At 74.1% G+C, this 25,148-nt stretch carries 18 protein-coding genes, 1 tRNA gene and 1 pseudogene; 16 read left to right on the top strand and 4 right to left on the bottom strand.

The window, feature by feature from the left end; genetic code table 11:
- Window positions 1-110: 110 nt before the first annotated feature.
- The 10 genes and pseudogenes from RTA_RS21515 to RTA_RS15525 all read left to right on the top strand — a co-directional run.
- Window positions 111-1,448, top strand: a pseudogene (locus tag RTA_RS21515) (AMP-binding protein); the annotation flags it as partial.
- The gene (locus RTA_RS21510; RefSeq protein ID WP_438865683.1) at window positions 1,440-3,803 is read left to right on the top strand and encodes a MupA/Atu3671 family FMN-dependent luciferase-like monooxygenase; all 2,364 of its coding nucleotides are present in this window, start codon (window positions 1,440-1,442) and stop codon (window positions 3,801-3,803) included. The pseudogene RTA_RS21515 and the gene RTA_RS21510, both read left to right, overlap by 9 nt.
- Window positions 3,804-3,819: 16 nt before the next feature.
- Entirely contained in the window at window positions 3,820-10,146 is a 6,327-nt protein-coding gene (locus RTA_RS15560; RefSeq protein WP_013902382.1) for a type I polyketide synthase, read from the top strand.
- A 60-nt stretch (window positions 10,147-10,206) separates the two neighbouring features.
- Window positions 10,207-12,753, top strand: coding sequence for an ABC transporter permease (locus RTA_RS15555; protein WP_013902381.1), 2,547 nt, complete (start codon window positions 10,207-10,209; stop codon window positions 12,751-12,753).
- A 48-nt stretch (window positions 12,754-12,801) separates the two neighbouring features.
- On the top strand, window positions 12,802-13,170 hold the full coding sequence (locus RTA_RS15550; protein WP_013902380.1) for a hypothetical protein: 369 nt from the start codon (window positions 12,802-12,804) through the stop codon (window positions 13,168-13,170).
- Window positions 13,171-13,173: 3 nt separating this feature from the next.
- On the top strand, window positions 13,174-13,656 hold the full coding sequence (locus RTA_RS15545; RefSeq protein ID WP_013902379.1) for a Phasin (PHA-granule associated protein): 483 nt from the start codon (window positions 13,174-13,176) through the stop codon (window positions 13,654-13,656).
- 3 nt (window positions 13,657-13,659) lie between these two features.
- Window positions 13,660-14,355 carry an alpha/beta hydrolase gene (locus RTA_RS15540; protein ID WP_041675655.1) on the top strand — a complete coding sequence of 232 codons (696 nt, stop codon included), beginning with the start codon at window positions 13,660-13,662 and terminating at the stop codon, window positions 14,353-14,355.
- Window positions 14,356-14,386: 31 nt separating this feature from the next.
- Window positions 14,387-14,791 (top strand): group II truncated hemoglobin, encoded by a 405-nt coding sequence (locus RTA_RS15535; protein ID WP_013902377.1) that lies wholly within the window; start codon window positions 14,387-14,389, stop codon window positions 14,789-14,791.
- A 52-nt stretch (window positions 14,792-14,843) separates the two neighbouring features.
- The gene (locus tag RTA_RS15530; protein WP_013902376.1) at window positions 14,844-15,434 is read left to right on the top strand and encodes a LemA family protein; all 591 of its coding nucleotides are present in this window, start codon (window positions 14,844-14,846) and stop codon (window positions 15,432-15,434) included.
- Window positions 15,435-15,456: 22 nt separating this feature from the next.
- Window positions 15,457-16,488 carry a M48 family metalloprotease gene (locus tag RTA_RS15525; RefSeq protein WP_013902375.1) on the top strand — a complete coding sequence of 344 codons (1,032 nt, stop codon included), beginning with the start codon at window positions 15,457-15,459 and terminating at the stop codon, window positions 16,486-16,488.
- Here RTA_RS15525 and RTA_RS15520 read toward each other — a convergent pair.
- Both RTA_RS15520 and radC read right to left on the bottom strand, forming a co-directional pair.
- Window positions 16,469-17,113, bottom strand: coding sequence for a Smr/MutS family protein (locus RTA_RS15520; RefSeq protein WP_013902374.1), 645 nt, complete (start codon window positions 17,111-17,113; stop codon window positions 16,469-16,471). The genes RTA_RS15525 and RTA_RS15520 overlap by 20 nt on opposite strands.
- 8 nt (window positions 17,114-17,121) lie before the next feature.
- Window positions 17,122-17,799, bottom strand: a complete 678-nt coding sequence (gene radC, locus RTA_RS15515) for a RadC family protein (RefSeq protein WP_041675654.1) — start codon at window positions 17,797-17,799, stop codon at window positions 17,122-17,124.
- A 66-nt stretch (window positions 17,800-17,865) separates the two neighbouring features.
- Here radC and RTA_RS15510 point away from each other — a divergent pair, with 66 nt between their 5' ends.
- The 4 genes from RTA_RS15510 to RTA_RS19915 are packed head-to-tail and all read left to right on the top strand — an operon-like array spanning window position 17,866 to window position 22,622.
- On the top strand, window positions 17,866-18,345 hold the full coding sequence (locus tag RTA_RS15510; RefSeq protein WP_013902372.1) for an FKBP-type peptidyl-prolyl cis-trans isomerase: 480 nt from the start codon (window positions 17,866-17,868) through the stop codon (window positions 18,343-18,345).
- Window positions 18,342-19,298, top strand: a complete 957-nt coding sequence (gene ispH / locus RTA_RS15505; RefSeq protein WP_013902371.1) for a 4-hydroxy-3-methylbut-2-enyl diphosphate reductase — start codon at window positions 18,342-18,344, stop codon at window positions 19,296-19,298. Before RTA_RS15510 ends, ispH begins: the two co-directional genes overlap by 4 nt.
- On the top strand, window positions 19,288-20,226 hold the full coding sequence (locus tag RTA_RS15500) for a threonine/serine dehydratase (RefSeq protein ID WP_013902370.1): 939 nt from the start codon (window positions 19,288-19,290) through the stop codon (window positions 20,224-20,226). Before ispH ends, RTA_RS15500 begins: the two co-directional genes overlap by 11 nt.
- Window positions 20,223-22,622 carry a DUF3482 domain-containing protein gene (locus RTA_RS19915; RefSeq protein ID WP_013902369.1) on the top strand — a complete coding sequence of 800 codons (2,400 nt, stop codon included), beginning with the start codon at window positions 20,223-20,225 and terminating at the stop codon, window positions 22,620-22,622. The genes RTA_RS15500 and RTA_RS19915 overlap by 4 nt, the downstream gene beginning before the upstream one ends.
- An 8-nt stretch (window positions 22,623-22,630) precedes the next feature.
- Here the strand turns inward: RTA_RS19915 and RTA_RS15490 are convergent, their stop codons facing one another.
- Window positions 22,631-23,023, bottom strand: coding sequence for a thrombospondin type 3 repeat-containing protein (locus tag RTA_RS15490; protein ID WP_143762996.1), 393 nt, complete (start codon window positions 23,021-23,023; stop codon window positions 22,631-22,633).
- A gap of 119 nt (window positions 23,024-23,142) precedes the next feature.
- Complete coding sequence (locus tag RTA_RS15485; RefSeq protein WP_013902368.1) at window positions 23,143-23,355, bottom strand: CsbD family protein; 213 nt, start codon at window positions 23,353-23,355, stop codon at window positions 23,143-23,145.
- 144 nt (window positions 23,356-23,499) lie between these two features.
- On the opposite strand from RTA_RS15485, the gene serS reads away from it, so the two are divergent.
- Window positions 23,500-24,816 (top strand): serine--tRNA ligase, encoded by a 1,317-nt coding sequence (gene serS / locus RTA_RS15480; protein ID WP_041675652.1) that lies wholly within the window; start codon window positions 23,500-23,502, stop codon window positions 24,814-24,816.
- A gap of 48 nt (window positions 24,817-24,864) precedes the next feature.
- Window positions 24,865-24,955: transfer RNA gene (locus RTA_RS15475), tRNA-Ser, on the top strand.
- Window positions 24,956-25,148: the final 193 nt, after the last annotated feature.

Raw genomic sequence — 25,148 nt, 5'->3', positions numbered from 1 at the left:
TGGGCGTGGACGGCGACGGGCTGCGCGTGGCCACCGGCCGCGGCGAGCTGCTGCTGGGCGGCTGCCTGGACCCGGCCGGCGGCGCCGCCCTGCGCGACGTGCGGGTGGGGATGCGCCTGCCGACGCTGCCCGCTACCGTGCGCAAGCTGCTCTCCGCCTGCGCCGAGCGCATCGCCCGCGCCGAAGCGTTCTGGACCCCGGCCCTGGCCGCGCCCGCCGCGCCGCAGTTGCCCTATCCGCGGCTGGCGGCCGCTTCGGCGGCGGTCCCGCCCGCGGTGCCGCTGCAGCTGGCCCTGCCGGCCGCGGTGGCGCTGGCGGGTTTCGCCGCCTGGTTATCGGCCCTGACCGGACAGGAACGCGTGTCCCTCTGGTATGGCGACGAGATCCTGCGGCGCCAGGCCGAGCCGCTGGGCCTGTGGCTGGCAGCGGGCGGGCCGCTGGACGTGGCGACGCCGGCCGCCGCGCAGGTTCCTGGCCAGGTGGCACAGGCCGAGGCCATGATCGCCAAGGCCCGCGAGGCCGGGCCGGCGACGCGCGACCTGCCCCTGCGGCTGGGCGGCGCTGACCCGGCCGCCCACCCGTGCGCGAAGTACGGTCTGTGCCTGAACGGCATGCCGGCGCCGGCCGGGTTGGAGCTGGTGCTGCAGGCCGATGATCAAGGCCTGTGGCTGCGGGCAGACGCCGCGGTGTTCGCGCCCGAGACGGCGCGGCTGATGGCCGGCCACCTGGCCGCCTACCTGCGTGCCTTCTCGCAGGCCACCGGCCCCCTGGCCCAGGTCAGCCTGGTGCCGCAGGCCGAAGCCGCCCAGCTGGCCCGGCTGAACGCGACCATGGTGTCCTTCGATGCGCAGGGCGGCGTGCCGGCCGCCATCGGCGCCTGGTCGCGCGCCCATCCCGAGGCCGAGGCGCTGCGCCACCATGACAGCCGCCTCAGCCACCACGAGCTGCAGGCGCGCTCCGACGCCCTGGCCCGCGTGCTGCGGCAGCGCGGCGTGCGTCCCGGCGACGTGGTCGGCCTGTGCCTGCCGCGCACGCCCGAGCTGGTGCTGGCCGTGCTGGCCATCCACAAGGCCGGCGCCGCCTACCTGCCGCTGGACCCCGAGTACCCGCGCGACCGCCTGAGCTTCATGGCCGAGGACTCCGGCGCGCCGCTGATCGTCTGCAGCCGGCACACGCGCGGCGTGCTCGACATCGATGCCGCCAAGGCATTCATCCTGGAGGAGGCCCCGGCCGACCAGGGAACCGGCGAGCCGCTGCCCGGCGCCCAGGCCGATGCCGCGGCCTACGTGATCTACACCTCCGGCTCCACCGGCCGGCCCAAGGGCGTGGTGGTCACGCACCGCAACGTGATGAACTTCTTCGCCGGCATGGACGAGCGCGTCCCTCATGAGCCGGGAGGCCGCTGGCTGGCGGTGACCAGCCTGTCCTTCGACATCTCGGTGCTGGAGCTGCTGTGGACGCTGTCGCGCGGCTTCACCGTGGTGCTGCACTCCCGCCATGCGCCGGCGGCGCCAGCCGAGGCGGGAGGGCAGGGCCCCGAGTTCAGCCTGTTCTACTTCGCCAGCGAGGAGTCGGCCGGCGGCGCCGACCGCTACCGCCTGCTCATGGAGGGCGCGCAGTTCGCCGACCGCGAGGGCTTCGCCGCGGTCTGGACGCCCGAGCGCCACTTCCATGCCTTCGGCGGCCTCTATCCCAACCCGGCCGTCGCCAGCGCCGCCATCGCGGCCGTGACCCGGCGCGTGCAGATCCGCGCCGGCAGCTGCGTGCTGCCGCTGCACCACCCCGTGCGGGTGGCCGAGGACTGGGCGCTGGTGGACAACCTGTCGCAGGGCCGGGTCGGCATCTCGTTCGCCGCCGGCTGGCAGCCCAACGACTTCGTGCTCGCGCCGCAGGCCTTCGCCGACCGCAAGGAGCGCATGCTGGCCCACATCGAGACCGTGCGCCGCCTGTGGCGCGGCGAGACCCTGGCCTTCCCGGGACCGCAGGGCAAGGACGTGTCCATCCGCACCCTGCCGCGGCCGGTGCAGCGCGAGCTGCCGGTGTGGCTGACGGCGGCCGGCAACCCGGAGACCTTCGAGCAGGCCGGCGCCAGGGGCTGCCACCTGCTGACCCACCTGCTGGGCCAGAGCATCGAGGACGTGGCCCAGAAGATCACGCTGTACCGCGCCGCCTGGCGCAAGGCCGGCCACCCCGGCAATGGCCAGGTCACGATCATGATGCACACCTTCGTGGGCCCCGACGAGGAGGCGGTGCTGGCCGTCGCGCGCGAGCCCATGAAGTCCTACCTGCGCAGCTCGGTGGACCTGATCCGCCAGGCCGCCTGGTCCTTCCCCACCTTCGTGCAGCGCGGCGCGGCCAACGGCAAGAGCCCGCTGGAGGTGATGGAGTCCGAGCCGCTGTCGGCGCAGGACATGGACGCCCTGCTGGACCACGCGTTCTCGCGCTACTGGAAGACCAGCTCCCTGATCGGCGCGCCCGAGCGCTGCCTGGCGATGGTGGACAGGCTGCGCGAGGCCGGCGTGGACGAGATCGCCTGCCTGATCGACTTCGGCATCCCGAACGAGACGGTGCTGGAGCACCTGCACGACCTCAAGCGGCTGATGGACGCCTCGCGCCAGCGCCGCCAGCCGGCCGCCCCGGTGTCGGTGGCCGGCGACCTGCTGCGCCACGAGGTGACCCACCTGCAGTGCACGCCGTCCATGGCCACCATGCTGACGGCCGATGCCCAGGGCCGCGAGGCGCTGTCCCGGCTGTCGGCGCTGCTGGTGGGCGGCGAGGCGCTGCCGCTCAAGCTGGCGCGCGAGCTGCGGGCCCTGCTGCCCGGCCGCTTCGTCAACATGTACGGGCCGACCGAGACCACGGTCTGGTCCACCACCTGCGACCTGGACCAGCTCGGCGACTTCGTGCCGCTGGGCCAGCCCATCGCCAACACCCAGCTGTCCATCCGCACCGCCCGGGGCCAGGAGTGCCCGGCGCTGGTGCCCGGCGAGCTGCTGATCGGCGGCGAGGGAGTGACCCGCGGCTACCTGGGCCGGCCCGAGCTGAACGCCGAGCGCTTCACCCCGGATGCGGCGCAGCCCGGCAGCCGCTTCTACCGCACCGGCGACCTGGTGCGCCGCCATCCGGATGGGCGCATCGAGTTCCTGGGCCGCATCGACCACCAGGTCAAGATCCGCGGCCACCGCATCGAGCTGGGCGAGATCGAGAACGCGCTGATGCGCCAGCCCGGCGTGCAGCAGGCCGTGGTGCTGGCCCGGCAGGACAGCGTGGGCGAGAGTTTCCTGCTGGGCTATGTGGTGCCCAAGGCGGGCGCCACCCCCGAAGCCGAGGCCCTGCGGCGCAATCTGGCGCAGGAGCTGCCGGAGATCATGGTGCCCAAGGCGGTGCTGGTGATGGCGGCCTTCCCGCTCACGCCCAATGGCAAGGTGGACCGCAACGCGCTGGCCCAGTCCAAGCCGGTCGCAGCCGCCAAGCCGCCGGCGCCGCCCTCCAGCCAGCTGGAGCAGACCATCTCCGCCATCTGGGCCGAGGTGCTGGGCCTGTCCGAGGTGGGCACCCAGGACAACTTCTTCGACCTGGGCGGCCATTCGCTGCTGGTGGTGCAGGTGCAGCGGCGGCTGCGCGAGGCGACCGGGCAGGAGGTGTCCATCACCGACATGTTCCGCCTGCCCACGGTGGCGGCGATCGCCGCCCACCTGGCGGGACGCGGCAACGCCACCGCCGTGTCCGACGGCCTGAGCCGCGCCCAGGCCCGGCGTGCCATGCGATCGCGCAGCGGCGCCCAGCAGACCCCGGTTTCCTGATGAGGAACGCACGCCCATGAGCACATCCTCCAACGCCTACGAAGTCCCGCCCGGCAGCATCGCCATCGTCGGCCTGGCGGGCCGCTTCCCCGGCTCGCGCTCGGCGGCCGAGCTGTGGCGGCTGCTGCGCGAGGGCCGCGAGGCCACCCAGTGGCTGTCCGACGACGAGCTGCGCGCCGCCGGCGTCAGCGACGCCGAGCTGGACGACCCGAACTACGTGCGCGCCAGCCTGGTGCTGCCCGACATGGAGATGTTCGACGCCGAGTTCTTCGGCTTCTCCAAGCGCGACGCCGCCGTGCTCGACCCCCAGCACCGCCACTTCCTGGAATGCGCCTGGGAAGCGCTGGAGGATGCCGGCCACCCGCCGGAGAAGTTCGGCGGCGCCATCGGCGTGTTCGGCGGCTGCGGCATGCAGTCCTACCTGCCCTACAACCTGCTGTCCAACCCGCAGCTGGTCAAGTCCATGGGCCTGTTCCTGCTGCGCCACACCGGCAACGACAAGGATTTCCTGACCACGCGCGTGTCCTACCTGCTCAACCTCAAGGGTCCGAGCGTGGGCATCCAGACGGCCTGCTCGACCTCGCTGGTGGCGGTGCACACGGCGGCGCAGAGCCTGCTGTCCGGCGAGTGCGACATGGCCCTGGCCGGCGGCGCCAGCATCGAGCTGCCGCACCGGCGCGGCTACCACTTCGCCGAGGGCGAGATCCTGGCGCCCGACGGCCATTGCCGCGCCTTCGACGACGAGGCGGCCGGCACCATCTTCGGCAGCGGCGCCGGCATCGTGGTGCTGCGCCGGCTGGAGGACGCGCTGCGCGACGGCGACCACATCTACGCCGTGATCCGCGGCTCGGCGGTCAACAACGACGGCAGCGGCAAGGCCGGCTACCTGGCGCCCAGCGTGGATGGCCAGGCCGCCGCCGCGGCCGAGGCCCTGGCGGTGGCGGGCGTGGAGCCGTCCAGCGTGTCGTACATCGAGGCCCATGGCACCGGCACGCCGGTGGGCGACCCGATCGAGGTCGCGGCGCTGACCCAGGCCTATGGCGACGCCGGCCCGGGCGGGCGCGGCATCGGCTCGCTCAAGACCAACATCGGCCACCTGGACACCGCTGCCGGCGTGGCCTCGCTGATCAAGGTCTGCCAGGCGCTGCGCCACGGGCTGCTGCCGCCCACCCTGAACTTCCGCAAGCCCAACAGCCGCTTCGACGCGCGCATGCCCTTCCGCGTGCTGGACAAGGCGCTGCCCTGGCAGCGCTCGCAGGCGCCGCGCCGCGCCGCCGTCAACTCGCTGGGCGTGGGCGGCACCAACGCACACGTGATCGTGGAAGAGCCGCCGCTGCCAGCCGTCGCCGAGCCGGCGCTGCCCTGGCAGGTGCTGACGCTGTCGGCGCGTTCGCCCGGCTCGCTGGAGGCGCTGCAGGCCAAGTGGCGCGACTTCCTGGCCGAGCCGCCGCCCGAGTTCGACCTGGCGGCCGCGGCCTTCACCACCCAGGAAGGCCGCCGCGCCTTCAGCCACCGCTGCGCCGTGGTCGCGCGTGACCTCGACGGCCTGCGGGCCGCCTTCGAGTCGCAGGGCCAGGCGCGCTCGGTGACCGGCCTGGCCGGCAAGGACGCGCCGCCGGTGGTGATGATGTTCCCCGGCGGAGGCGCCCACTTCCCCGGCGCCGGGCGCGACCTGCTGGCGCTGCCGGCGTTCCGTGCCGCCGTGGACGAGTGCTTCGCCGCCATGCCGCCCGAGGCGCCGGCCGACCTGCGGCGCATCATGTTCGAGTGCGGCCCGCGCGACGCCGCCGCGGCGGCGCTGCTGGAGCGGCCGCGTTACGCGATGCCGGCGCTGTTCACGCTGGAGTACTCGCTGGCCTGCCTGTGGCGCAGCTGGGGCGTGCAGCCGGCGGCCCTGATCGGCCACAGCGCCGGCGAATACGCCGCGGCCTGCCTGGCCGGCGTGATGTCGGTGGCCGACGCGCTGGCCATCGTCATGCTGCGCGGCGAGCTGTTCGAGCAGGCGCCGCCCGGCGGCATGCTGTCCGTGGACCTGCCGGAGCAGGAGCTGCGGCCGCTGGCCGAGCGCTTCGGCGTGGACATCGCCGCCGTCAACGCGCCCGACCTGTGCATCGCCTCCGGCGCGCGCGAGCCGCTGGCGCGGCTGGAGCAGGAACTGGCCGCGCGCGGCCTGGAGGCTCGCCGCCTGCGCATCGACGTGGCGGCGCATTCGCGCCAGCTCGACGGCGTGATCGAGCACTTCCGCGAGCGCGTGCAGCGCATCCGCTTCCAGCCGGCGCAGATGGGCTTCGCCTCGACCCTGACCGGCGCCTGGAGCGATGGCACCGAGCTGGCCGACCCCGGCTACTGGGTGCGCCACCTGCGCCAGCCGGTGCGCTTCGCCCAGGCGCTGGGCGAGCTGCTGCAGCGCCTGCCGGGCGCGGTGCTGCTGGAGGTCGGGCCCGGCCAGGGCCTGTGCTCCCTGGCCCGCCACAACGGCGCCGGAGCCGGCCGCGCCATCGCGGGCTCCACCGGCAAGCCGCAGGAACCCGGCGGCGACGTGCCGGTGATGCTGGCCTCGGCGGGCGCGCTGTGGACCCGCGGCGTGGCGCTGGACTGGGCCGCCGTGCGCGGTTCGCAGCGCCCGCGCCGCATCCCGCTGCCCACCTACGCCTTCGACCACCAGCGCCACTGGATCGAGCCCGGCACGGGGGCCGTGGAAGCGGCTGCCCCGGCACGGCCCGAGCATGCCCTGCAGCGGCTGGCCTCGCACGACGACTGGTTCCAGGTGCCGCAGTGGCGCGAAGTGCCGCTGCCGGCCGCCGCGGCGCCGGCAGCCGGCCGCTGGCTGGTGGTCGGCGGCCCGCAGCCGCTGGCCCAGGCCCTGCTCGCCAGGCTGGCCGCGGCCGGCGCATCGGCGGTGTGGGCGCGCCATGGCAACGCTTTCCAGCGCGAGGACGCCGCACGCTACGTGCTGGCAGTGCAGGAGCCGCGCGATTTCACCCGCCTGCTCGGCCATCTGGAGCAGGAGGGCGGGCTGCCCGAGCGCATCGTCCACCTGGGACCGCTGGACAGCACCGCGGCCGCCGGCCCGGCGGGCCGCGCCGGCGCCTTCGACAGCCTGGTCCACCTGGCCCAGGCGCTGCAGGGCCTGGACGTCTCCCATCCCATCCGCCTGACGGTGGCCACCGCCGGCAGCCAGGCGCCCGAAGGCGGCTCCGTGCGCCGGCCGCAGCAGGCCCTGGCCCTGGGGCCGTGCCGGGTCATCCCGCGCGAGTTGCCCAACGTGCAGGCCCGGCTGGTGGACCTGGATCCCGACGACACGCGCTGGTCCGAGCTGGCCGCGCTGCTGGTGGCCGAGGCGCAGGCCGAGGAGGGCGGCGACCTGGTGGCCTGGCGGGCCGGCCAGCGCCGGCGCCTGGACTGGGGCCGCGCGCCCAGGCCCGGCGCGGACGCGCCCAGCCGGCTGCGCAGCGGCGGCGTCTACCTGATCACCGGCGGCCTGGGCGGCATCGCGCTGGAGCTGGCGGCCTGGCTGGCGTCCCAGTGCAAGGCGCGCCTGGCGCTGGTGGGCCGGCGCCCGCTGCCGGCCAAGGTGCACTGGCGCTCGGTGGCCGGCCGCGCCGACGACTCGGCCGAGACCCTGCTGGTGCGCCGCCTGGTGGCGCTGGAGGAGGCCGGCGCCGAGGTCGCCGTGTACTCCGCCGACGTGACCGACAAGCGCCGCATGGCGCAGGTCATCGCCGACTGCCGGGTGCGCTTCGGCGCGCTGCACGGCATCTTCCATGCTGCCGGCGAGCTGCAGGACGGCCCCCTCGCCGGCAAGACCGCCGAGGGCATGCAGCGCGTGCTGGGAGCCAAGGCGGTGGGCGCGCAGGTGCTGCACGAGCTGCTGCCCCCGGGCGAGCTGGAGCTGTTCGCGCTGTTCTCCTCCACCAGCGTGGAGCTGGGGCCGCCGGGGCAGATCGACTACGTGGCGGCCAACGCCTACCTGGACGCGCTGGCCCAGTCCCGGCCCGACGGGCTGGTGATCCGCTGGGGCGTGTGGGGCGACACCGGCATGGCCGCGCGCGCCTATGGCCGCGCCGGCGCCGCGGCCAGCGCCGGCGGGGTGCTGCATCCGCTGCTCGGCATGCGGCGCGACGCCGAGGGCGCCACGGCCTTCGAGGCGCAGTACGCGCCGTCGCGCATGTGGGTGCTGTCCGAGCACACGGTGGACGGCCGGCCGGTGCTGCCGGGCACCGCCTACGTGGAGATCGCCAGCGCCGCGATGGCCGTGCTGCACCCCGGCGCGGGCGTCGAGATCCGGTCGCTGTCCTTCGAAGAGCCCATGCTGTTCGAACGCGACGCGCCGCGGCGGGTGAGCGTCACGCTGCGCCCCGCCGCGGCCGGCAGCACCGACTACTCCTTCCTGGTGCGCAGCCGCGGCGACGGCGAGGAGCGCTGGCGCGAGCATGCCCGCGCCACGGTGGGCCTGTTCAACGGCCGGCTCGCCGCCGGCCCGGCGGCGGCCGGCGGCTCCTGGCGGCCGGGACGGCCGCCCCAGACGGGCAGCCTGGTGTTCGGTCCGCGCTGGGAGAACCTGGCGCGCATGCGGCTGGACGGCCGGCGCGCCGTGGCGGAGATGGAGCTGCCCGACCGCTTCGCCGGCGACCTGGCCGCCTACCACTGCCATCCCGCGCTGCTGGACATGGCCGCCACTTTCGGCCTGCACCTGCTGGACGAGGCCGAGCGCGGCCGCTGCCTGTTCGTGCCCATGTCGGTGGAGCGCATCCGCCTGGCCGCGCCGCTGCCGGCGCGCTTCACCAGCCGGGTGGAGCTGCGCGGCCAGCCGCAGGCGCGCTTCGCCGGCTTCGACGTCAGCCTGCATGGCCCCGAGGGCGAGCCGCTGGCCACCTTCGAGGGCTTCTCGCTGCGCGGCGTGGAGTCGGACGCGGTGTCGCGGCGCGAGCCCGCGCGCGCCAGGCGCGAGGGCGGCCTGACCGAGACGCTGCTGGCCCACGGCATCCTGGCGCAGGACGCGCCGGCGTTGTTCGAGCGCCTGTTCGCCGATGGCCTGCGCAGCGTGATGGTGTCCTCGGTGGCGCTGCCGGCGGTGCGCCGGGCCATGGCGGCGGCGGTGCCGGCGCGCCCGGCGCCCGCGCCGCGCGCGTCCGGCCCGGTGTCCGGCGCGTCCGCGCCGCAACTCAACCCGGTGGAGGCGTCCATCGCCGAGACCTGGCGCGAGCTGCTGGGCGTGGACGAGGTGACCCGCGAGGACGACTTTTTCGCCCTGGGCGGGCATTCGCTGGCGGCGGTGCGGCTGTTCGCCCGCATCCGCAAGCAGTTCTCGGTGGATTTGCCGCTGGCCACGCTGTTCGAGGCGCCGACGCTGGGGCGGCTGGCGGCCCTGGTGGCGCAGCATGGCGGCATCGCCATGGCGCCCGCGGCCAGCGAGGCGCCGGCCGCACCGGCCAAGGCGCCGGCCACCGTGGTGCCGCTGGGCAAGCGCGCCTGGTCGCCGCTGGTGGAGATCTGCCGCGGCCAGCCCGGCCGGCGTCCGCTGTTCTGCGTGCACGGCGCGGGCGGCAACGTGCTGAACTTCAAGGTCATCTCCGACCGCCTGGGCCCGGAGCAGCCGTTCTACGGCCTGCAGGCCCAGGGCGTGGACGGCCGGCTGCTGCCGCTGTCCACCGTCGAGGAGATGGCCGCGCAGTACGTGCAGGCGGTGCGCACCGTGGACCCGCAAGGGCCGTACCGGCTGGCCGGCTACTCGGCCGGCGGGGTGATCGCGCTGGAGATGGCGCAGATGCTGCGCAAGGACGGCGCCCAGGTGGAGCTGCTGGCGATGATCGACACGCTGTCGCCCACCGCCGCGCGCAAGCCGGTGCCGCTGCTGCGCAAGCTGTGGCTGATGCGGCACTGGTCGCTGCCCTTCCTGCTGGCCTGGCCGGAGCGCCGCCGCGAAAGCAAGCGCAAGGAGGCCACCTACGCGGTGGCGCTGGAGAAGCTGGCCCGTGGCGAGCCCCTGCCGCCGGAGCTGGTGGACTTCCACCTGTTCCGCAACTTCGTGGCGGCCCAGGCGCGCTACCAGCCCGGGCCTTACGAGGGATCGCTGGCCCTGTTCAAGGCCACGGAAAGCGACACCCAGTACCTGCAGGCCGGCATGCGGCTGGGCTGGGAGGAGTACGTGCGCGGCGACATCCGCATCGTGCAGATCGCCGGCTCGCACTTCTCGGTCATGAACGAGCCGGGCGTGTCGCAGCTGATCGACGGCTTGCGCCAGGAACTGGCCGCCGCGGACGGCGCGGCCGGCCCGCAGCAGCCGTCCGGGAAGGAGGCCGGCACCGGCCCCGGTGGTTTGACGCGGCTGCAGGTCAGCTGAGCCGCCGGCGCAAGGGCCCGCACTCCGGCGGGCCGGGGGTTTTGGGGTAAGGTCCCGCCGATGAACACATCGGCGAGCCTCCCCGCGCGTCCCCTCTCGGCCTGGCAGCTCGGCTGGCGCACGCTGTGGCGCGACCTGCGCGCCGGCGAACTGCGGCTGGTCATCGTGGCCGTGACCCTGGCCGTGGCGGCGCTGACCGCGGTGGGCTTCTTCGCCGACCGGCTCAAGGGCGGCCTGTCGCGCGACGCGCGCCAGCTGCTGGGCGGCGACGCGGTGGTCTCCAGCGACAACCCTGCGCCGCCGGCCTTCGCGGCGCGCGCCCGCGAGCTGGGGCTGCAGGCCGTGACCACGCTGGGCTTCCCGACCATGGCGCGCGCGCCCGACGAGCAGGGCGGCGCCGCCCGGCTGGTGGCCCTGAAGGCGGTGGAGCCGGGCTACCCGCTGCGCGGGACGCTGCAGGTCCAGGCTGCGCAGGACGCGCCGGCCGCCGCCACGCGCGACATCCCCGCGCCGGGCGAGGCCTGGGTCGATGCCGGCCTGCTGGGGGCCCTGGCGCTGCGGGTGGGCGATCCGCTGCTGCTGGGCGATGCGCAGCTGCGCATCGCCCGCATCATCGCCATCGAGCCGGACCGCGGCGCCGGCTTCATGAACTTCGCCCCGCGCGTCATGCTCAACGAGGCCGACCTGCCGGCCACCCGGCTGGTGCAGCCGGCCAGCCGCCTGAACTACCGCTTCGCGGTGGCCGGGCGCGACGCCGACGTGCGGCGCTTCGTGCAATGGGCCGAGCAGGAAGCCGCCAAGCCCGAGGTGCGCGGCCTGCGCATCGAATCGCTGGACAGCGGCCGGCCGGAGATGCGCCAGACGCTGGACCGCGCCGAGAAATTCCTGAACCTGGTGGCCTTGCTGGCCGCCCTGCTCAGCGCGGTGGCGGTGGCGCTGGCCGCGCGCGGCTTCGCCGCCAGCCACCTGGACGACTGCGCGATGCTGCGCGTGCTGGGCCAGAGCCAGCGCACCATCGCCACCAGCTACGCGATGGAATTCGCCGTGGTCGGCCTGGGCGCCAGCGCGCTGGGCGTGGCCATCGGCTACGCCGTGCACTTCGTGTTCGTGCTGCTGCTGGGCAGCCTGGTCGAGGCCAGCCTGCCGGCGCCGGGCCTGTGGCCGGTGGCGTTCGGCCTGGGCATGGGCCTGACGCTGCTGTTCGCCTTCGGCCTGCCGCCGGTGCTGCAGCTGGCCCAGGTGCCGCCTCTGCGCGTGATCCGGCGCGACGTGGGCGGGCTCAAGCCGGCATCGGCCGCCGTGCTCACGGTGGGCGTGATCGGTTTTGCCGTCCTGCTGCTGGCCGCCAGCAGCGACCTCAAGCTGGGCGGCATCGCGGTGGGCGGTTTCGCCGGGGCGGTGCTGGTGTTCGCCGGCCTGAGCTGGGTGGCGGTCAAACTGCTGCGGCGCCTGGTCAACGAGCAGACGGCGCCGCGCTGGCTGGTGCTGGCCACGCGCCAGATCTCCGCGCGCCCGGCCTATGCCGTGGTGCAGGTGAGCGCGCTGGCCGTCGGCCTGCTGGCCCTGGTGCTGCTGGTGCTGCTGCGCACCGACCTGATCGCCAGCTGGCGCCAGGCCACGCCGCCGGATGCGCCCAACCGCTTCGTCATCAACGTCATGCCCGAGCAGGAGCAGGACTTCCAGAAGACCCTGCAGGCGGCGGGCGTGAAGCGCTACGACTGGTACCCCATGATCCGCGGCCGGCTGGTGGCGGTGAACGGCCGGCCGGTCTCGCCCGACGACTACACCGAGGACCGGGCCAAGCGCCTGGTCGACCGCGAGTTCAACCTGTCGCACGTCGCGCAGCCGCCGCCGCACAACGAGGTCGTGGCCGGGCAGTGGCGGCCCGAGGAGGCCGGCGCGCTCAGCGTGGAGGAGGGCATCGCGCAGACCCTGGGCCTGCAGCTGGGCGACGTGCTGCGCTTCGACATCGGCGGCGTGCAGAACGAGGCCAGGATCACCTCGCTGCGCCAGGTGGACTGGGGCTCGATGCGGGCCAACTTCTTCGTGATCTACCCGGTCAGCCGCATGCCCGATGTGCCGTCCACCTACATGGGCGCGTTCCGCGCGCCCGACAGCGCCGGCTTCGACAACCGGCTGGTGCGGCAGTTTCCCAACATCACCAGCGTGGACATGACCAGCACCATCAACCAGGTGCAGGGCGTGCTGGACAAGGTGATCCGCGCTGTGGAGTTCCTGTTCGGCTTCACCCTGGCGGCCGGCGTGGTGGTGCTGTTCGCCGCCGTGACCGCCACGCGCGAGGAGCGGGCGCGCGAGTTCGCCATCATGCGGGCCGTGGGCGCGCAGGCCAGCCTGCTGCGCCAGGTCCAGCGCGCTGAGCTCGCCGGCGTGGGCCTGCTGGCGGGTTTCCTGGCCAGCATGGTGGCCTCGGTGGTGGGCTGGGGACTGGCGCGCTACGCCTTCGACTTCCAGTGGACCGCCTCGCCCCTGGTGCCCCTGCTGGGGGCGCTGGCCGGCGCCGTGCTCGCGCTGGCGGCGGGCTGGTGGGGCATGCGCGAGGTCCTGACGCGCCCGGTGGTCGAGACGCTGCGGCGCGCGGCGCAGTAGCCGCTGCCGGCGCCGCGGAGCGGGCATGCCGGTTGCCGATGGGGCCTCATGACTGATCCCTTGCTATGTACTTTCACCCGCTTCGAGGACGCCGCCGAGGCCCAGGCCGAGCTGGTCCGCGGCGGCATCCCGCCCGAGGCCATCCAGTTGCGCGTGCTCAACGACGAGGCCGGGCCGACCGAGGGGAACTTCTGGATCGGCAACGGCCGCACGCTGCACGGCGGCCCGCCCCAAGGCCCGCTGACCGGGCCGGAAGTGCCCTATGAACAGAACTTCGCCAACGCCGTCTGGCACGGCAGCCACCTGCTGGTGGTGATGCTCGCCGACGAGGCGCAGCGCGCGCACGCCGCAGCCACGCTGGCCCGCCACGACGGACTGGACGTCGACGCCGCCACCCATTCAACCGACAACAGGTAAACCATGCCCAACCCCACCGACAACCTCATGGCCGCCCACCGCGCGCTGCTGGAGAGCTCGCAGACCATCGGCCTCAAGAGTTTCGAGGCGGCGACCCGCCTGCTCGAGCTGCAGACCCAGGCCGCGCAGGGCCTGTTCGGCGCCAACGGCGGCGCCGGCGGGGCGCCCGCCCAGCCGGGCACGCCCGACCCCAGGCAGATGATGCGCGGCGCGGCCGAGTACACGCAGCGCGCCACGCAGCTCATGCTGGAGACCCAGACCGAGATGATGCGCCTGCTGCAGACCCAGGCCAGCCAGCTGCAGGCGCTGGTCAGCGAACTGGTGTCGTCCGGGATGCAAAACGCCGCCGCGATGCGGCCGGCCATGGAATCCGCCGCCTCGGCCATGACCCGGAGCGTGGCCAACGGCGCCGCCGCCGCCATGCCCGCGGCCGCCGATGGCGGCGCGGGCCGGCGAGCGGCCCCGCGCGCCGCCGACGGCGCCTGAGCAATGCAGGCACCGACGCGGACGGCGACGGTGCTGCTGCAGGCCCGGCCCCGGGCCACGGCGGCCCGCCTGGCGCCCGGCCTGTACCGCATCGACACCGCCGCGGGGGCGGGCCCGGACCACCGGCCGGCCTGGCTGCGCATGCCGGCAGGGCAGGACGGCCGCGCGCCGTCCGCCCTGGCCGTCATGCTGCACGGCTCGGGCGGCGAGCCGGAGCAGGGACTGGCCCTGCTCGAGCCCTATGCCTCCCGGGCCGGCCTGCCGGTGCTGGCGCCCGCGTCGGACAGCTACACCTGGGACGCGGTGCTGGGCCGCGCCGGTCCCGATGCCGCCCACATCGACGAGGCGCTGGGCTGGGTGTTCCAGCGCCATGCGTTCGACGCCGCCCGCATCCACGTGGGCGGTTTCTCCGACGGCGCCTCCTGCGCGCTGGCGCTGGGCCTGGGCAACGGCGGGCTGTTCCGGCGGGTGCTGGCGCTGTCGCCTGGCTTCGTGCCGCCCACCGCGCCGCAAGGCGAGCCGGAAGTCCTGGTCTCGCACGGCACCGCCGACCGGGTCCTGCCCATCGCCCGCTGCAGCCGCGTGATCGTGCCCAGCCTGCGCCGCGCGGGCTATGCGGTGGACTACCGCGAGTTCGACGGCGGCCACGAGATCCCCGCCGGCATCGCCGAGGCGGCGGTGCAGTGGCTGCTGCGCTGACGGGGCATGGGGCCTGCCCGACAATCGGGCCATGCAGATTCAGGAGAAACCGCCCTTCGACACCCCGTTCGAGTGGATCGGCGGGGAAGACAAGGTCCGCGCGCTGGTCGAGCGCTTCTACGACCTGATGGACCTGGAGCCCGGCTATGCGGCGCTGCGGGCGGCGCACGGCAGCGAGCTGGGCAACGCACGCCAGCGCCTGCACTGGTTCCTGTGCGGCTGGCTGGGCGGGCCGCAGCACTACACCGAGCGCTTCGGCCATCCGCGGCTGCGCATGCGGCACATGCCGTTCACCATCGGCATCAAGGAGCGCGACCAGTGGCTGGCCTGCATGGACCAGGCCATGGGCGAGACCGGCGTGCCCGAGGCGCTGCGCTCCCGGCTGCGTGACTCGTTCTTCCAGACCGCCGACTGGATGCGCAACCGAAACGGTTGAGCTAAAGCCGGCACCAACCCATAATGCGCCCGTCTCAACGAGGAGGGACGCGATGGCAACGACGTGGTGGGTGCTGGCCGCGCTGGGCGTGGCTCTGGTCTGGGCGGTCTGGGTGTTCAACGGCCTGGTGCAGCGGCGCAACCGCATCGCCAACGCCTTCGGCCAGATCGACGTGCAGCTCAAGCGGCGCCACGACCTGGTGCCCAACCTGGTGGAAGTGGCCAAGCGCTACCTGGCGCACGAGGCGGCCACGCTGGAGGCGGTGACCCGGGCCCGCGGCGCCGCCGTCAGCGCCGCCGGCAGCGTGCGCCAGCAGCCGGCCGACGCGCAGGCGCTGGCCCAGCTGGCCGTGGCCGAGGCCGCGCTGGCCGGCAGCCTGGGGCGGCTGATGGTGGTGGCCGAGGCCTACCCCGAGCTCAAGGCCGACGCCACCATGCGCTCGCTGGGCGAGGAGCTCACCAGCACCGAGAACCGCATCGGCTTCGCGCGCCAGGCCTACAACGACGAGGCGCTGGCGTACAACGACGCGGCTGCCCGCTTCCCCGACCTGGTGGTGGCCCGCCTGCTGGGCTTCCTGCCGGCCACCATGCTGCAGGCCACGCAGAGCGAGGCGGAACGCCAGGCGCCGCGCGTGGCGTTCTGAGCCGCGCCGCCAGCCTTCCTCCATGCGCATCTTCGAGCACCAGGACGCGGCGCGTTCGCGCACGCTGCGCCTGGTGCTGCTGTTCATCCTGGCCGTGGCCGCCACCGCCGCGGCCGTGCACGCGGCGTTGTGGCTGTGCTGGCAGCTGCTGGACGCGCTGCTGCCCCTGGAGCTGGGGCTGCCGCACCGCTTCCTGGCGGTGAACATCGGCGTGACCCTGCTGCTGGTGCTGGGCGGCTGGTGGATCGAGACCTCCAACCTGGCCCTGCCCGGCGGCACCGAGCGGCTGCTGCGCCGCATCGGCGCGCGCGAGGCGCGGCCCGGCAGCTCGGCCGCCGAGCAGCGGCTGTGCAACATCGTGGAGGAGGTCTGCATCGCCGCCCACATGCCGTGCCCCGAGGTGATGGTGCTGCCGCGGGTGCAGGCGATCAACGCCCTGGCCGCCGGCCTGGACCCGGCCGCATCGGTGGTCGTGGTGACCCAGGGCGCGCTGGACTGGCTCACGCGCGACGAGCTGCAGGGCCTGGTGGCGCACGAGTGCAGCCACATCCACGAAGGTGACACCCGGCTGAACACGCAGCTGGCCGGCATGGTGACCGGGCTGGAGCTGGTCTGGCGGTTCGGCGACCAGGTGCGCGAGCGCGGCGGCCTGGCGGTGCTGTTCGGCAGCGCGATCATGGCCATGGGCTCGTTCGGCTGGTGGGCCGGCCGCGCGCTGCAGGCCGCCGTGGCGCGCCAGCGCGAGCTGCTGGCCGACGCCCGCGCCGTGCAGTGGACCCGCAGCCGCGACGGCCTGGGCGGCGTGCTGCGCAAGGCGCTGACGCAGCAGCAGCAATCGGCTGCCGGCGCGGCCGGTACCGACCCGGCCTGGAAGCCGGTGCTGCAGCACCTGCTGCTGGTGAGCGGCGCGGCCGAGCGCGGCGGCTGGCTGGCTGCCCATCCGCCGCTGGCGCTGCGCATCCAGCGGCTCTATGGGCGGGCCATGCCCGCGCTGCCGCTCCAGGCCGACGGGGCCGCCACCCAACCCGCCGACCTCACCCCGGCGACGGCCTGAGCAGCACCACCAACGCCCCGGCGCCGCCCTCGTCGCCGCGGGCCTGCACGAAGGCCAGCACCTCGTTCTTCTGGACCAGCCAGCTCTGCACCTTGCCCTTGAGCACGGGCGTCTTGCCGGGCGAGCCCAGGCCCTTGCCGTGCACCACCCGCACGCAGCGGATGCCCTCGCGCCACGCCACGCGGATGAACTCGGCCAGCGCCTCGCGCGCATCCTCGCGTCGCAGGCCGTGCAGGTCGATCTCGCGCTGGATGCTCCAGTGGCCGCGGCGCAGCTTGCGCGTGACGTCCGTGCCCACGCCGGGCCGGCGGAAGCTCAACGCGTCGTCCACGTCCAGCAGCGTGCCGGCGTCGAACTCGTCGCTGATGGCCTCGCGCAGCACGCGCTGGTCGTCCAGCTGCTGCTGCACGGGGATGGGGGGCGGCGGCTCCGGCACCAGCACCACCCGGCCATGATGGCGCGGCAGCGGCTGCACCGCGCCGGCGGCGCGCACGAACAGGTTCTTCTCGGCCTGGGCCTTGCGCTCGGCCTCCCGGCGCGCGGCCTCCTGCTCGGCGCGCAGCTGTTGCTGCTCGGCCAGCTTGCGCTGGATGGCCTGCAGGTCCTGGAGCGACTTGGCTTTCATGGCCGGCCTCAGAGCAATCCGCGCTCCGCCATCGACAGCGCACCGCCCGGCGCCACGATCACGTGGTCGAGCACGCGCACGTCCACCAGCCCCAGCGCGGCGCGCAGCGTCTGCGTCAGGGTCTCGTCGGCGCGCGAGGGCTGCACCGTGCCGCTGGGGTGGTTGTGCGCCAGCACCACGGCGGCGGCCTCGTGCTGCAGGGCGCGCACCACCACCTCGCGCGGGTAGACGCTGGTCTGCGTCAGCGTGCCGCGGAACAGCTCTTCCATCGCGATCAGCCGGTTCTGCGCGTCCAGGAACAGCACGGCGAACACCTCGTGGCCCTTGTGCGCCAGGTGCAGCTGCAGGTAGTGCTTGACGGCGCCGGGCGAGCTGAAGACCTCGCGCTCGCGCAGCTGCTCGGCCATGGCCCGGCGCGCCAGCTCCAGCACCGCCACCAGCTCGGCCCGCTTGGCCGGCCCGCCCAGGCCCTTGATGCGCTTGAGGTCCTCCGGCTGCGCGTGCAGCAGCCCGGCCAGGCCGCCGAAGGCGTCCAGCAGCGCCTGCGCCAGCGCGAACACGCCCTGGCCGGCCAGCCCGGTGCGCAGCAGCACCGCCAGCAGCTCGGTGTCGGACAGCGCGGGCGCGCCCCGGGCCAGCAGCTTCTCGCGCGGCTGGGCTTCGGTGGGCAGGTCCTTCAGGGGCATGGGTGCAAGCAAGGAGCGGCGGGCGGGGCGCCCACCTAGAATCGGGACCAGTTTATCGGGACGTCCATGGCCACTTCCGCCGCCCCCGCCGCCGCCCCGTGCGTGGCGCCGGGCTCCTTCCTCACGCTGCACTACCGCCTGGCCGGCCCGGCGGGCGACATCATCAACACCTTCGGCGGCAAGCCGGCCACGCTGACGCTGGGCTCGGGCGAGCTGTCGCCCGCGGTCGAGCAGCGCCTGCTGGGCCTGCCCGAGGGCACGCACACGCGCTTCGAGCTGGCCGCCGGCGAGGCCTTCGGCGACCGCAACCCCGAGATGCTGCAATGGGTGGCGCGCAGCCTGCTCAATCAGATGGGCGACCCCGACGAGCGCTACGCCGTGGGCGACGTGGTCCAGTTCCCCACGCCCGACGGCCTGGGCTCGTACGCCGGCGCGGTGCGCCAGGTCGGGCGCGACGGCGAGGGCGACGCGGTGCTGTTCGACTTCAACCACCCGTTGGCCGGCCAGCCGGTGAGCTTCGAAGTGCAGCTGATCGGGGTGCTATGAGCCAACCGTCCGAGATCCTGCTGGCCGAGCCGCGCGGCTTCTGCGCGGGCGTCGACCGCGCCATCGAGATCGTCGAGCGCGCTCTGGAGAAATTCGGCGCGCCCATCTACGTACGTCACGAGATCGTGCACAACACCTTCGTGGTCAACGACCTCAAGGCCAAGGGCGCCATCTTCATCGAGGACCTGGCCGACGTGCCGCCCGGCGCCACCCTGGTGTTCTCGGCCCACGGCGTGAGCAAGGCGGTGCAGGCCGAGGCGCAGGCGCGCGGCTTCGAGGTGTTCGACGCCACCTGCCCGCTGGTGACCAAGGTGCACGTCGAAGTCGCCAAGCTGGCCCGGGAAGGCTACGAGTTCATCATGATCGGCCACAAGGGCCATCCCGAGGTGGAGGGCACCATGGGCCAGCTCGACCGCGGCATCCACCTGGTGGAGGACGTGGCCGACGTGGCGCGCGTGCAGCCGGCCCAGACCGGGCGGCTGGCCGTGGTGACGCAGACCACGCTGTCGGTGGACGACGCGGCCGAGATCATGGCGGCGGTGCGCGCGCGCTTCCCGCAGGTGCGCGAGCCCAAGCAGCAGGACATCTGCTACGCCACCCAGAACCGCCAGGACGCGGTGAAGGTGATGTCGCGCCAGGTCGACGTGGTGGTCGTGGTGGGCAGCCCTACCAGCTCCAACAGCAACCGGCTGGCCGAGCTGGCGCGCAAGCTGGGCGTGGACGCCCACATGGTGGACAACGCCTCCGAGCTGCAGCCGCAGTGGCTGGCCGGCAAGGGCCGGGTCGGTCTGACCGCCGGCGCCTCCGCGCCCGAGGTGCTGGTGCAGGAGGTGATCGAGCGCATCCGTTCCCTGGGCGCGGTCTCGGTGCGGCGCATGGACGGCATCCAGGAGACGGTGAAATTCCCGCTGCCCAAGGGGCTGAAGCTGCCGGACGCCCCCCATGCGCGCTGACATCGCGGCCGCCCGCGCCCGCTTCGACGCGGGCCACCGGCACTTCCTGCTGGAGACCCCGCTGTGGCAGCTGCCCGGCGCGGCGCTGGGCGTGGCCTGCGACCGGGTCTGGCTCAAGCTCGAGCACCTGCAGGTGGGCGGCAGCTTCAAGGCCCGCGGCATGCTCAACCGGCTGCTGGCCAACGAGATCCCGGCCAGCGGCGTGATCGTGGCGTCCGGCGGCAATGCCGGCATCGCCACCGCCGCGGCGGCCCGCGCGCTGGGCGTGCACTGCGAAGTCTTCGTGCCCACCATTTCCAGCCCGGCCAAGCAGGCCAAGCTGCGCGAGCTGGGCGCGCAGGTGGTGGTCACCGGCGCCGTGTACGCCGAGGCGCTGGAGGCCTGCCTGGCGCGCCAGCGCGAGACCGGCGCCCTGATGACCCATGCCTACGACCAGCCCGAGGTGGCGGCCGGCGCCGGCACGCTGGCCCAGGAGATCGAGGCCCAGGGCGGCGGCGTGCCCGACAGCGTGCTGGTCAGCGTGGGCGGCGGCGGGCTGATCGCCGGCATCGCCGGCTGGTTCGAGGACCGCGCCCGCGTGGTGGCGCTGGAGCCCGAGCTTGCGCCGACCCTGCACCGCGCCCGCGCCGCCGGCGCGCCGGTGGACGTGGCCGTCTCCGGCATCGCCGCCGACTCGCTGGGCGCCAAGCGCATCGGCGCCATCGCCTGGCAGGTGACGCAGCGCCATGTGAAGGACGCGCTGCTGCTGCCCGACGCCGCCATCCGCGAGGCGCAGCTGTGGCTGTGGCAGCAGATGAAGCTGGCGGTGGAGCCCGCCGCCGCGCTGGGCCTGGCCGCGCTGCGCACCGGCGCCTACGTGCCGCGCCGCGACGAGAAGGTCTGCCTGGTGGTCTGCGGCGCCAACCTCGACCCGGCCACGCTGGCGTGACGGGCGAGCAGGGCACCACCCTCACGCTCGACGAGCGCGCCGCGCGCCGGCTGCTGCTGGCGCAGGCGGTGGAGATCGCCGACACCGACGGCAAGCTGCTGGGTGGCAGCGAGCGCGAGCAGATCGACCAGGCCGCGCTGGAGGCCACGCGCGACCCGGCGCGCCGCCAGGGCCCGGAGCCCGGCCTGTACCTGGGCGAGCGCGCGCGCCGCCTGCTGGCCGCGGTGGAGAACCGCCAGCCGCGCATCGCGGCCCTGCAGCACGGCGAGCCCTGGCAGACGCTGCTGGCCTGGGGCCTGCCGGCGCTGGCGCTGCTGCTGGGCGCCAGCCTGGAGCGCATCGACAACCCGCGGCAGGTCAACATGCTGTCGCCGCCGCTGCTGGCCTTCCTGTTCTGGAACCTGCTGGTCTACCTGGGCCTGCTGCTCGCGCCGTTGCTGCCGCGGCCGGCGCGGGGCCGCGGCCTGGCCGCGCTGCTGCGCGGCTGGCTGGCGAATGCGCCGGGGCTGGAGGGCGCCTCCGCGCCGCTGCGCGGGCGGCTGCGCGCCGACGTGGCGGCGCAGTACCGCCTGCGCTGGTGGCGCGTGGCCGGCGCGCTGGAGGGCTGGCGCATCCAGCAGGTGCTGCATGCCTCGGCCGCCGCCTGGGGCGTGGGCGTGGCCCTGTCCATGGTGCTGGGCGGGCTGGTGCGCGAGTACCGCGTAGGCTGGGAGAGCACGCTGCTGGACCTGCCCCAGGTCCATGCCTTCCTGCGGGTGCTGTTCGCGCCGGTGGTGGCGCTGCTGCCGCTGGAGCCCTTCAGCCTGGCGGACCTGGAGCGCATGCATTTCCGCTCCGGCGTCGAGGTGCCGCGCGAGGAGGCCCGGCGCTGGCTGGGGCTGTACCTGGGCCTGCTGGGCCTGCTGGTGGTGCTGCCGCGCGGCCTGCTGGCCCTGTACGCGGCGGTGCGCCGGCGCTGGCTGGGGCGCGCCATTCGCATCGACCTGCGCGAGCCTTATTTTGCCGAGACCCTGGCCCGCGTCAGCCCGGCGCGGGTGGTGGCGGGCCTGGCGCTGCCCGACCCCGACGCCGCCCAGGTGCTGCTGCGCCTGTTGCGCCAGGCCAGCTCGCGGCCGGGCAGCCCGCCGCCGGGCGCGGGCCTGCCCTGGACCGTGCTGGAGACGGCACGGGGCGATGAGCTGTGCATGGTCGAGCTGGCGGCGCGCGAGGCGGCCGCGGCCGAGCAGGTGTCGGCGGCGCGCAGTTGGCTGTCGCTGCCGCGCTGGACCCGGCGCGGTGCCGCAGCGCCGCCGCCGGCGGATGCGCCGGAACGCCTGCCCGACGACGTCGACCTGGTGCTGGTGGCGGCCAGCCACCCGGCGGAGCTGGAAGCCGCGGCCCCCCTGCTGCGCCGGCTGGGCCGGCCGCTGCTGGTGCTGACCGCCGGCGACACGGCTGAGGCGCATGCGCTGCGCGCGGCCGCCGAGCGCGAGCGCCTGGAGGCCGAGGTGCTGCCGCTGGACCGCTGCGGGCGCTGCTGGGTGCAGGAGGCGGCGCTGCGCGAGGCCGTGCTGCGCCGCCTGCCGCGGCACAAGGCGGCCGGCGCGGTGCGGCTGATGCAGTGCTGGCGCGAACGGCACCGCCAGCGCCAGGACGAATCCCTGCGGCTGCTGGCCGAGCCGCTGCTGCTGGCCGCGCGCGAGTCGCAGCCGCTGCCCGGCGGACCGCTGTCGCTGCGCCGGGTGGTCGATCCGGCCGAGCGCGAGGCCGGCCAGCAGGCGCGCGAGGCCGCCATGGCGGCGCTGCTGCAGCGCATCGGCCAGGCCCAGGCGCAGGCCTTTGCCGAGCTATTGCGCCTGCACGGCCTGGAGATGGCCGGCCCGGGCGGCAGCGCCACGCCGGCCCTGCCGGGCGGCGAGGCCTTCCGGGTCCAGCAGTCGGTGCATGCGCCCCAGGCCGGCCTGGCCGGCGCGGCCAGCGGCGCGGCCGCCGGCGCCACGGTGGACCTGATGACCGGTGGCCTGACCCTGGGCGCGGCCGCGGCGCTGGGCGCGCTGATCGGCGGCGGCGCGGCGCTGGCGGCCGCCACCTGGAAGAACCGCTCCGCGCCCGGCACCGAGGCGGCGGTGCGCCTCAGCGACGAGATGCTGCAGGCCCTGGCGCAGGGCGCCCTGCTGCAGTACCTGATGGCCATCCACCACGGCCGCTACTCGGGGGCCGAGCCGTTGGAGGCCCCGGTGATGTGGCGCACCGAGGTGGCCGCCGTCGTGGAGGAGGCACGCGCGCAGCTGACCGCGCTCTGGACCCAGGCCCGCCAGGCGCGCGACGGCCTGGACCTGCGGCCCGGCATGGTGCAGCAGCTCACGCTGCTGGCCGACCGCGTGCTGGCGCGCTTGTACGGCGCGCGCGAGGCCTGAATCCTGCTTCAGCGGGGATGGAGGTTCAGGAACCTGAGGCCGCGGGGGCCATGCCGGTCCGGCACGCCATCGTTGTTGCGGTCGCGGTCGACGCGATTGGGGATGCCGTCGCCATCGCGGTCGCGATCGCGGTGGTTGGGGATGCCGTCGCGGTCCCGGTCGCGGTAGCCCCGTCCACCGCCGTGGGGGTGGGAATGCGGGCGGCTGGGGTAGTAGCCGTAGTAGCCGGGGCCGGGATGGGCGTAGCCCGAATGCGGGTAGGGAACCGTCCACCCCGGGTAGGCCGTGGCGGCGGGGTACACCGGGCCACCGTAAGCGGCGCCTTCGTAATACGGAGGAGGGGCGTAGACCGCGCAGCCTGACAGCACGGCCACAGCGCCCAGGGCGGCAAGCAATCGCATGAGGGTCTCCTTGGGGCTGGCGCCCGTCACCCCTGCATTGGGCCCGAGCCGCCACCCCGGCGGGTGTCGCCGGGGTATGCGGCTGTTACCGGCTGTGCCGGCGGGACGGTGCGGCGCCTTCAGGGGCGCTTGGCGTCGTCGCGGGGGCGCATGTCCTCGCGCGCCTCTTTCACGTCGTCCTTCACGTCGCCCCAGGTCTTCTGGACCTTGCCGCCCTGCTCGCGGGCATGGCCCTTGGCCTCCTGCTCGGGGCTGTTGACGGCCTTGCCCGCCTGCTCCTGCAGCTCGCCGGCGGCTTCCTTGACGCGGCCCTTGATCTGATCCTTGTTCATGGTGAACTCCTTTCAATCAATCAATCGAGAACTTCAAGATAGGCCGGCTACCGGCCTGCTCATGCAGGCGCCCCGCCCGCAAACCTGTGCGCCCAGGCCTACGGCCGCGCAAGAACACGCGGGCCGCGCCCCTAGAATCGCCCGATGCTCGACATCGCATTGCTACGCAAGGACCTGGATTCGGTGGTCCGGCGGCTGTCCACGCGCAAGACGCCGCAGCCCTACCTGGACGTGGAGGCGTTCCGCGCGCTGGAGAGCGAGCGCAAGACCATCCAGACCCGCACCGAGGAGCTGCAGGCGCAGCGCAACCAGCTGTCCAAGCAGATCGGCCAGCTCAAGGCCAAGGGCGAATCCACCGACGCGGTGATGGCGCAGGTGGCCGCGATCAAGGCCGAACTGGACCGCTCGGCCGCGCGGCTGGAGCAAATCCAGCCCGAGCTGCAGGCCCTGCTGCTGGCCGTGCCCAACCTGCCGCACGAGAGCGTGCCGCTGGGCGCCGACGAGCACGGCAACGTGAAGGTGCGCGAGTGGGGCACGCCGCGCGCGTTCGACTTCCCCGTGCGCGATCACGTGGACATCGGCGAGCCCCTGGGCCTGGACTTCGGCGCCGGCGTCAAGCTGGCGGGCGCGCGCTTCTCGGTGATGAAGGGGCCCATCGCCCGGCTGCACCGCGCGCTGGCGCAGTTCATGCTGGACGTGCAGACGCAGCAGCACGGCTACACCGAGTGCTACACCCCCTACATCGTCAACGCCGAAACGCTGCGCGGCACCGGCCAGCTGCCCAAGTTCGAGGCCGACCTGTTCGCCGCCAAGAAGGGCGGCCAGGAAGGCGAGGCCGCCTCGGAGGACGGCGCGCTCTACCTCATCCCCACCAGCGAGGTGACCTTGACCAACCTGGTGCGCGACGAGGTGCTGGCCGAGGCCCAGCTGCCTATCAGGCTCACGGCGCACACGCCGTGCTTCCGCTCCGAGGCGGGCAGCGCCGGGCGCGACACCCGCGGCATGATCCGCCAGCACCAGTTCGACAAGGTGGAGATGGTGCAGATCGTGCACCCCGAGCGCAGCCACGAGGCGCTGGAAGAGATGACCGGCCATGCCGAGGCCGTGCTGCAGCAGCTGGGCTTGCCGTACCGCGTGATGCTGCTGTGCACCGGCGACATGGGCTTCGGCGCGGCCAAGACCTACGACCTGGAGGTCTGGGTGCCGGCGCAGGGCACCTACCGCGAGATCAGCTCGGTCAGCAACTGCGAGGCCTTCCAGGCGCGGCGGCTGCAGGCGCGCTACAAAACCGCCCAGGGCGGCAAGAACGAGCTCGTCCACACGCTCAACGGCTCCGGCCTGGCCGTGGGCCGCACCCTGGTGGCGGTGCTGGAGAACTACCAGAATGCCGACGGCTCGGTCACAGTGCCCGAGGTGTTGCGGCCCTATTTGGGCGGGGCGACCGTGCTGCGCGCGGGCTGAGTCGGGTTAGAATCTGCGGCTTCGCACCACGCGAACCGGCAAGAAACAGGAGCGGTGGCAGAGTGGTCGAATGCGCCGGACTCGAAATCCGGTATACGGTTTCACCGTATCGAGGGTTCGAATCCCTCCTGCTCCGCCAAGGACCTGTCCACACAGGTCCAACGAAGTCCTCCAAAGCAGCAAAAAGCCTTGATTCATCAAGGCTTTTTGTCTTCTGAGGTCCAGGATCGTCCACTGCGACGCCGACGTCGCGGGCTGCGGCCCTGGGCTAGGGTGCCGGCTTGAGGGCCATGTTGCAGGTCCATCAATGGTGGCTCAGCCCGCTCTGAGCG

The sequence above is a fragment of the Ramlibacter tataouinensis TTB310 genome (assembly GCF_000215705.1).
In the GTDB taxonomy this organism is placed as follows: domain Bacteria; phylum Pseudomonadota; class Gammaproteobacteria; order Burkholderiales; family Burkholderiaceae_C; genus Ramlibacter; species Ramlibacter tataouinensis.
The sequence above is the reverse complement of the archived record's forward strand: the minus strand, read 5'-3'. Positions and strand labels throughout refer to the sequence as shown.